This is a genomic window from Pseudonocardia pini (assembly GCF_013870575.1).
GTDB classification, from domain to species: domain Bacteria; phylum Actinomycetota; class Actinomycetes; order Mycobacteriales; family Pseudonocardiaceae; genus Pseudonocardia; species Pseudonocardia pini.
This window is the reverse complement of the sequence record NZ_JACBXB010000225.1, coordinates 1-7,349: the sequence shown is the minus strand read 5'-3', so window position 1 is coordinate 7,349 and position 7,349 is coordinate 1. Positions and strand designations below refer to the sequence as shown.

At 73.0% G+C, this 7,349-nt stretch carries 7 protein-coding genes and 1 pseudogene; 3 read left to right on the top strand and 5 right to left on the bottom strand.

What is annotated here, in order from left to right:
• Window positions 1-377, bottom strand: a pseudogene (locus tag H5J29_RS14775) (hypothetical protein); the annotation flags it as partial.
• Between the two features lie 70 nt (window positions 378-447).
• Here H5J29_RS14775 and H5J29_RS14770 point away from each other — a divergent pair.
• A complete protein-coding gene (locus tag H5J29_RS14770; RefSeq protein ID WP_181781536.1) occupies window positions 448-1,011 on the top strand; it encodes a TetR/AcrR family transcriptional regulator in 564 nt (187 codons plus the stop codon).
• Between the two features lie 26 nt (window positions 1,012-1,037).
• The gene (locus H5J29_RS14765; protein WP_181781535.1) at window positions 1,038-1,976 is read left to right on the top strand and encodes an NAD(P)H-dependent flavin oxidoreductase; all 939 of its coding nucleotides are present in this window, start codon (window positions 1,038-1,040) and stop codon (window positions 1,974-1,976) included.
• Between the two features lie 110 nt (window positions 1,977-2,086).
• Here the strand turns inward: H5J29_RS14765 and H5J29_RS14760 are convergent, their stop codons facing one another.
• From H5J29_RS14760 to H5J29_RS14745, 4 genes are all read right to left on the bottom strand, one after another.
• Entirely contained in the window at window positions 2,087-2,632 is a 546-nt protein-coding gene (locus H5J29_RS14760; protein ID WP_181781534.1) for a DUF1707 SHOCT-like domain-containing protein, read from the bottom strand.
• A 202-nt stretch (window positions 2,633-2,834) separates the two neighbouring features.
• The gene (locus tag H5J29_RS14755; protein WP_181781533.1) at window positions 2,835-4,457 is read right to left on the bottom strand and encodes an HlyD family efflux transporter periplasmic adaptor subunit; all 1,623 of its coding nucleotides are present in this window, start codon (window positions 4,455-4,457) and stop codon (window positions 2,835-2,837) included.
• Between the two features lie 11 nt (window positions 4,458-4,468).
• A complete protein-coding gene (locus H5J29_RS14750) occupies window positions 4,469-5,677 on the bottom strand; it encodes an ABC transporter permease (RefSeq protein WP_181781532.1) in 1,209 nt (402 codons plus the stop codon).
• Window positions 5,674-6,342, bottom strand: a complete 669-nt coding sequence (locus tag H5J29_RS14745; protein ID WP_181781531.1) for an ABC transporter ATP-binding protein — start codon at window positions 6,340-6,342, stop codon at window positions 5,674-5,676. Before H5J29_RS14745 ends, H5J29_RS14750 begins: the two co-directional genes overlap by 4 nt.
• A 74-nt stretch (window positions 6,343-6,416) precedes the next feature.
• Between H5J29_RS14745 and H5J29_RS14740 the strand changes: the two genes are divergently transcribed.
• On the top strand, window positions 6,417-7,151 hold the full coding sequence (locus H5J29_RS14740; protein ID WP_181781530.1) for an SDR family oxidoreductase: 735 nt from the start codon (window positions 6,417-6,419) through the stop codon (window positions 7,149-7,151).
• The last annotated feature ends 198 nt before the right edge of the window (window positions 7,152-7,349 follow it).

The window sequence follows — 7,349 nt, the reverse complement described above, 5'->3', positions numbered from 1 at the left end:
CAGCCGTCGGCGACCGCGCGGAAGCCGTGCGCGTCGGTGACCGTGATCGCGGAGCTGCTCGGGGTCACCGACGCGCACGGCTTCCGCGCGGTCGCCGCGAGCGGTGCGGCGAGCTCGGCGACGGCGTCGGCGGGCGGGCCGTGCGCGGCCATCCGCGCCACGGCCTCCTGCGCGATCTCCTCGACACGGGGTGTGCCCGCGACGATCCGCCGCGGGGTGAAGGCGCCCGCCACGACCGCGCGCAGCCTGCGGTGGGGCTCCCCGTCCCGGAACAGGGTGTGGTTGCCGGCGGCGACCCCGCCGGGCGGTTCGACGGAGAAGCGGGGATCGGTGAGCACGGTCGTCGCGGACTCGTAGGTCGTGGGGGACCAGGACATGGCGACCTCCTTCGCAATACGACCGTATGGGATCCGTTCGCCGGAGTCAATACGGATGTACTGTCATCGCGTGCCGAAGCAGGTGGACCACGCCGAACGCCGGGAGCTGATCGCGGACGCCGTGCTCGCCGTCGTCGCGCGCGGGGGGTTGGAGGAGGCCAGCGTGCGGCACGTCGCCGCCGAGGCCGGGGTCTCGGTCGGGATGGTGCAGCACTACTTCCGCACCAAGGACGAGCTGATGCGCTGTGCGTTGGAGCGCGTCGGCGCGCGCGTGCAGGCCCGGATGGGGGAGGGCGTCGAGACCCCGCGCGAGATGCTGCGGGCCCTCTTCCGGCAGCTCCTGCCGCTGGACGAGGAGCGGGCCCGGGAGGGTCGGGTCGTGCTGGCCTTCCTCGCCTACGCGACCGTTCGACCCGAGGTCGGCGCGGAGCTGCGCGCCGACTCCTCCGCGTTGCGCGCGCACTTCGCGGCGGGGGTCGTGGGCTCGCCGCTCTCCCCGGAGGTCGCGGCCGCGGGCCTGTTCGCCCTGCTCGACGGCCTCGGCGTCCAGGTCCTCTCCGGGCAGCTCTCCGTGGAGGCCGCCCTGGAGACCTTCGACGCCTTCGTCGAACTCGTGCTGCCCCTGGACATCTGAGTGAACGTTCGTTTAGCGTGCGCCGTGTGGCCTTCGCGAACCGCGTGACGCAGCTCCTCGGCGTCGAGATCCCGATCCTCCAGGCCCCCATGGGGTACATCGCCAAACCGCCGCTGGTCGCGGCGGTGTCCGAGGCGGGTGCGATGGGGCTGGTCCCCGGCTCGCTCGGGATCGCCGAGGTGCGGGAGGACATCCGCCGCACCCGCGACCTCACCGACAAGCCGTTCGGCCTGAACCTGCCGCTGGCGTTCGTGAAGGACGTCGCGATCGTCGACATGATCGTCGAGGAGGGCATCACGTTCGTCACGACGTCGGCGGGCTCGCCCACCGCCCACACGCCCCGGCTCAAGGAGGCGGGCCTGACCGTCTTCCACGTCGTCCCCTCGCTGCGCGGGGCGCAGAAGGCGATCGACGCCGGCGTCGACGGCCTGGTGGTCGAGGGCAGCGAGGGCGCCGGGTTCAAGGCGCCCCGCGAGGTGTCGTCGATGGTGCTGCTGCCCCTGGTCGCCTCCCAGGTCGGGGTGCCGATAATCGCGGCGGGCGGGATCGCCGACGGCCGGTCGATGGCCGCCGCCTTCGCCCTCGGTGCCGAGGGCGTGCAGATGGGCACCCGGATGGTCGCGACCCTGGAGTCCGGCGTGCACGTGAACATGAAGAACGCCGTGGTCAGCGCGACCGAGACCGACACCATGCTGATCAACAAGCACAACGGCAAGCAGGTCCGGGTGCTACGCACCACGGCCACCGCGCCGTTCGAGCTGGCCACCGAGGGCGACCCGATGGCGCTGCTCGGGAACATCGAGCGCCTCTACCGGGACGGCGACGTCGACGCGAGCCTGGCCCAGCTCGGTCAGGTGGCGGGCCGGATCGAGGCGATCGAGCCGGTCGCGGACGTCATCGCCCGCACCGTCGACGAGTTCACCGAGACCCTCGCCGGGATGGCCAAGCGCTACCTCGAGGCCTGACCCCCGCGAGTCCCCCACTTCCGACGCGCGAGTCCCCCGGTTTCGACGCGCGAGTCGGACACCCCGAACCCGCGAGTCCCCCGGTTTCGACGCGCGAGTCGGACATCCGGCTAGCGGAAGAGCGGGCGGCGCGGACCGCGCAGCTCCACCGACCCGCCGACCACCCGGCCGCGGAACTCGAAGTGAGGGCGGCCGCCTAGGCCCTGGCTGCGGCGGTGGTCCTCGGTGCTGCCGAACGACGTCTCCACGGCGGTGAAGGTGACGCTCGCACCCTCCGGGAGCCGGAGCTCGACCGATCCACCGAGAATGTCGAGCTCCACGGCCACGGTGTCGTGCGGGATGTCGGCGGCGGTGAGGTCCAGCTCGATCGAACCGAGCCGGGTGCGCAGGGTCAGGGCCTGCGGGACCCGCCACGCACCCTTCCGCCTCACCGAGCACAGGGTGCCGCCGAGGGTGATCGGCTCCAGGGTCGACGCCGGTGGGGCGAGGTCGACCGTCAGGGACCCGAGCTCGCCCCGCGTGACCGACGTGGTGGCGGCCGCGCTGCGCTCGTCGAACTCGGTGAGCGTGATCCGACCGTCGGCCAAGGCCCGCTGCAACGTCTCCAGCGTGGCCGCCCGGTCGCCGTCCGAGACCCGGACGTGACTGCCCTCCACGGCGTCCCCCCTTCGTCCAGGTCGATGGTCGTGGACGGTGTGGGGCCGCGGGAGGGCCATCTGTCATGAGTGGGCCGCCCCCTCGGTGCGCGGCGTCGGGCCGGTGACCCACGCTGCTCCCGGCGAGGCTGCTGGGCCCGCTCTCACGCCGGGCCTCGACGTTCGCGCCGCACAGCTCGGGTGCTTCGGCGGCGCGGGACGCCTAGCGCGGCGGGCCGCCGGGCGAGGCCGCCACGGTGGCCTGGGGGAGCAGGACCTGCTGACCCTCGTCCAGCCCGGACACCACCTCGGTGAACCGGTCCCCGACGAGACCGGGGGTGAACTCCCTGGTCACGGGGTTGCCGTCGGAGCCGGGGAGGCTCACCACCGAACGGCCGCCCTCCTGGCGGACCGTCGCGGACGGCACCCGCAGCACGTTGTCGCGCGACTCGGTGCGGACGTCCGCCTGCGCGGTCTGCCCGTCCTTGAGCTGCGGGTCGGTCTGGTTGAGCACGATCGTCGCGTAGTAGCTGACCACCCCGGAGACCTGGTCGGCGGTCGGTGCGACGGCGACGACGGTGCCGGGCACGGTGAGGTCCGGGACCGCGTCCACCGAGACGTCCACCGGCTGGTTCGGCGCGACCTGCGCGGCGTCGCTCTCCTCGAACGGCACGACCAGCTGGAAGGTCTGCAGGTCGTTGAGGGTGATGAACGCGCCACCCGCCGCGGTCCCGCCGGTCGCGGCCCCCGTCGCCGACGCCGTGCCGACCGCCTCGGGGATGCGGGCGTCGCTGCCGGGGGCGAGTCCGGTGGCCCCGCCCGCCGCCGCGATGAAGTCGCCGACCGCCCCGTTGATGGCCGACACGGTCCCGGCGATCGGGGCGCGCAGCACGGTGTTGTCCAGAGCGGTCTGGGCGTCCGCCACACCGTTCTCGGCGCTCGCCACGACGGCGTCCTGCACCGCGACGTCCGCGGGGGCGTCGTTGTTCGCGCCCGTGAGCTGGGACTCGGCGGAGGAGACGGTGCTCTCGGCGTTGGCGATGCTCACGCGGCCGGTGGCGGCACCTGAGTCCCGGGTCCCCTCGGCCTGGGAGAGCGCGGTCTCGGAGGCGATCACCTGCCGCTTGGCGGCGGTGACGTTCTGCTCGTCGGTGGCGATCGCCGCGCAGGCCGGATTCGTGGGTGTGGCCGGAGCCGTAGTCGTCGGGGGTGGCGTGCTGTTCGTCTTCATCGAGAGCAGGCCGCCACTCGCCGTGGCGTTCTCGGTGGGTGGATCCGGAGCCATGCTCGCGTTGCCGGCCGCCGACGTCGCCCCGCCCGGGCATGCCGCCTTGTCCTTCGCCAGCTGAGCCCGCGCCGCGTCGAGCTGCTTGCGGTCGAACGCCAGCTGAACCCGAGCCCGCTCCACCGCAGCGTCGTTGGCGGAGTTGGTGGCGTCGACCTGACCCCGCGTCGCGTCCAGGATCGACCGCGCCGAGTCCAGCGCCGCCTGCGCCGCCTCGACCGTGTTCGCGCCGGTCAGCTTGCCCAGCGAGGCCTGCTGCTGGGCGAGCGTGGCCTGGGCGTCGGCGAGCTGGGAGCGCGCCGCGGCGTCGTCGAGGCGGGCCAGCGGCTGACCCGCGGCCACGACGTCGCCGACCTTCACCAGCAGCCCGGCGAGCTGCCCCCGGTCGGCGAAGCCGAGGTTCTGCTGGGTGATCGACACCAGCGAGCCCGAGGCGGACACCGCCTGCCAGACGGTGCCGCGGTCGACGACCGCGGTCGGCGGTGGAGCCTGCTCGCTCGTGCAGGCGGTCGCGGCGAGGCCTGCGAGGAGCAGGGCGGACGCGAGCCGGGTGCGGGACATGAGAGGGCTCCTCACTGGTGCCTCAGGGCGTCGATGGGGCGCATGCGCGCGGCCCGGTTGGCGGGGAACCCGCCCGCGAGCAGGCCGATCAGCAGGCTCACGCCGAACGCGAGCACCACCGACCCGACCGACACCGACGGGGCGGGGAAGTCGGGGACGAGCTGCGGCAGCACGATCCCGGCGGCCACGGAGATCCCGATCCCGAGCAGGATCCCGATCACCCCACCGATCCCGGTCAGCACCATCGCCTCGATGAGGAACTGCTGCAGGATCGCTCGGCGGCGCGCGCCGATGGCCTTGCGGATGCCGATCTCGCGGGTCCGTTCGGTGACCGTGACCAGCATGATGTTCGCGACGCCGATGCTCCCGACGATCAGCGAGATGCCCGCGACGGCGGCCACGAAGATCGTCACGAAGCTCAGGACCTGGGAGGACTGGTCGAGCAGGCTCTGCAGGGCGGTGACCGTGAAGTCCCGGTCCTCCGGGTCTCGGATGCCGTGGCGCTGGTCCAGGATCGTCGTGGCCTGCTCGACGGCCTGCGGCACGGCGTCGGTCGAGACGGCGCGGACGGTCACCGAGCCGACCACGTCCCCGCCGCCGAGCAGGTAGCTGCGGGCGGCGCCGAGCGGCATGACGGCCACGTCGTCCTGCTGGCCGTTGGCCGCCAGCACCCCGATGATCCGGAAGGTCGTGCGGCCGATCCGGACGTCCTGCCCGAGCGCGGCCCCGGCCTGCCCGCCGAACAGCGAGGCGACCGGGTTGGGGCCGAGCACCACCACCTTGGCCTTGCTCGTGACCTGCTGGTCGTCGAAGAAGGACCCGACGACCAGCTCGCGGTTCGCCACGTCGAGGTAGTCGGCCTCGGTGCCGGTGATCCCGGTGCGGTACGAGCCGCCCCCCGCGAGCTGCAGCTGGGCGGAGCCTCCGACCGTCGGCGAGACGGTGGCGATCGCCGGGGCGCGGCCGGTGTCGCGCAGGGCCCGGACGTCCGCGTCGGTGAGGTCCTTCGCGCCGACCCCGCCCTGGTCCTTGCTGATCTGGATCTGGTTGGCGAGCGGGCCGAAGGCGTCGGCGACGAACCGCTGCAGCCCGTTGCCGAAGGCCACCAGCACGATCACCGCGGCGACGCCGATGATGATGCCCAACATCGTCAGGGCCGAGCGCAGCTTGTTGCTGCGCAGGCCGCGCATGGCGATGCGGGCGGACTCCCAGAGCGTCATCGACGCTCGTCCGACACGATCCGGCCGTCCCGCAGGGTCACGACCCGCTTCGCGAACTCCGCCACCTCGGGTTCGTGGGTGATCAGCACGACCGTCCGTCCCGCCTCGTTGAGCTCGACGAACAGGTTCATCACGTCCACGGTCGAGGTCGTGTCCAGGTTCCCGGTGGGCTCGTCGGCGAGGATCATCGTGGGCTCGGTGACCAGGGCCCGCGCCACGGCGACCCGTTGCTGCTGACCGCCGGAGAGCTCGTTGGGCTTGTGGTCCGCCCGGTCCGCGAGACCCACCCGGGTGAGTGCGCGCTGGGCGCGTCCCCGCCGGTTCCGGGTCCCCGCGTAGACCATCGGGAGCTCGACGTTGCGGATCGCCGACGTGCGCGGCAGCAGGTTGAACGACTGGAAGACGAACCCGATCTTGGTGTTCCGGATGTCCGCCAGCCGGTTGTCCGACAGTCCGCCGACGTCGATCCCGTCGAGCAGGTACGTGCCCGACGACGGGACGTCCAGGCAGCCCAGGATGTTCATCATCGTCGACTTGCCGGAGCCGGAGGGGCCCATGATCGCGACCAGGTCGCCGTCGTCGATGCGGAGGCTGACGTCGTCGAGCGCACGCAGCTCGAGGTCTCCGGTCTTGTAGACCTTCGACACCCGTTCCAGCTCGATCATGGACCCCCCACTCGTTCGGCCTAACGAGCGGACCCCGGAAGGGGTGATCACCCGGTCCGGTGGATCCTGGGCGCATGCGCACCGCGGTGGTCACCGGAGCCGGCTCGGGAATCGGACGGGTGGTCGCCCGCGACCTGCTGGCCGACGGGTGGGCGGTCGCGGTGGCGGGCCGCCGCGCGGACCGGCTCGAGGAGACGGCGGAGGAGCACGAGTCCGCTCTCGTCGTGCCGACCGACGTCGCGGACGAGGGCTCGGTCGCGGAGCTGTTCGCCGCCGTCCGGGCGGCCTGGGGGCGGCTGGACCTGCTGGTGAACAACGCAGGCACCTTCGGCCCCGCCGCGACCCCGGACGAGATCGACGTGGCGGAGTGGCGGGCCACCGTCGACGTCAACCTGACGGGCTCGTTCCTCTGTGCCCGCGCCGCCTTCGCGCTGATGCGCGCCCAGGACCCGCAGGGCGGCCGGATCGTGAACAACGGGTCGATCTCCGCGCACGTGCCCCGGCCCGGCAGTGCGGCCTACACCGCGACCAAGCACGCGATCACCGGGCTCACCCGGTCGCTGTCGCTCGACGGGCGCCCGTTCGGCATCGCCTGCGGCCAGATCGACATCGGCAACGCGGCCACGGACATGACCGCGGGCATCGCCGCGGGCGCCCGCCAGGCGGACGGCTCGGTCCGCCCCGAACCGACCTTCGACGCGCGCCACGTCGCCGACGCGGTCCGCTACATGGCAGGCCTCCCGCTCGACGCGAACGTCCAGTTCCTCACGATCACCGCCACCACGATGCCCTTCATCGGCCGCGGCTGACCCCGCTCCCGCCACACACGAGCCGGACACCAGGTCGCGCGAGTCGGACACCAGGTCGCGCGAGTCGGACACCGGGCCGGGCGAGCCGGACACCGGGCCGGGCGAGTCGGACGTCAAGCGCGCGAGTCGGACACCGGAGCGGGCGACTCGGACGTCAAGCCCGCGAGTCCCCCACTTCCGACGCGCGAGTCGGACACC

Bases quoted from the DNA above. Each gene is read 5' to 3' on its own strand.
- H5J29_RS14755 (WP_181781533.1), bottom strand. From the start codon at position 4,457: ATGTCCCGCACCCGGCTCGCGTCCGCCCTGCTCCTCGCAGGCCTCGCC.
- H5J29_RS14750 (WP_181781532.1), bottom strand. From the start codon at position 5,677: ATGACGCTCTGGGAGTCCGCCCGCATCGCCATGCGCGGCCTGCGCAGC.
- H5J29_RS14745 (WP_181781531.1), bottom strand. From the start codon at position 6,342: ATGATCGAGCTGGAACGGGTGTCGAAGGTCTACAAGACCGGAGACCTC.
- H5J29_RS14740 (WP_181781530.1), top strand. From the start codon at position 6,417: ATGCGCACCGCGGTGGTCACCGGAGCCGGCTCGGGAATCGGACGGGTG.